The following is a 741-nucleotide window of genomic DNA, read 5'->3' on the forward strand; positions in this document are numbered from 1 at the left end:
AAGGTGCTCGTTTCTGTGACCTCGACGTTAGATGCGTTGGTCCCCGTCACCACCACGTTGTAGGTGCCATTTGGCTCTCCACTGATGTCCATCGCGTTGCTCGTCCAAGCCCCACCGTTTTGCACCGTGGCATTGCTGCTCACGATAGGCGTTTCACTGCCTTGCGCTTTGATTTCTACGTTCACCGTTTGGCCATCAAAGCGTGTTGACGTCCCCGCAATCTGCAATGAGGCCGCATTCGTGCCATCTACATTGCCTACTGGTGTGATCGCCAAGATTGGCGTGATTGGCATCGAGTGGCTGCTGTCATCTGCGCCTGTGTTACCAGACAAATCTTGATAGTCTTTCACCACCAAGCCTACGGTCAGTTCTGACGTGACGGGCACGACAACGTCACCAGTCCAGACTTTCGCATCCGCTGTCTTGGTCAGTGTGAAGGCGGAACCACCCAGCTCTGCACTCGCTGCTTGCAGCGCTTTATCAAACTCCAGTGTGACCGTGACATTTTGCCCTTCCAACTGGTGCGTTGGATTGAAGGTCGCACTAGTCAAGGTTGGCAATGCCTGCGATAGCGTTAAGGTACTCGTTTCTGTGACCTCGACGTTAGATGCGTTGGTCCCCGTCACCACCACGTTGTAGGTGCCATTTGGCTCTCCACTGATGTCCATCGCGTTGCTCGTCCAAGCCCCACCGTTTTGCACCGTGGCATTGCTGCTCACGATAGGCGTTTCACTGCCTTGC

Annotated in this window: 1 pseudogene; it reads right to left on the reverse strand. The window is 54.8% G+C overall.

From position 1 onward, the window contains the following. Positions 1 to 741 (reverse strand): annotated as a pseudogene (locus KIT90_RS27215) (hypothetical protein); the annotation flags it as partial.

The sequence above is a fragment of the Vibrio sp. B172a genome (genome assembly GCF_030248355.1).
GTDB lineage: Bacteria > Pseudomonadota > Gammaproteobacteria > Enterobacterales > Vibrionaceae > Vibrio > Vibrio owensii.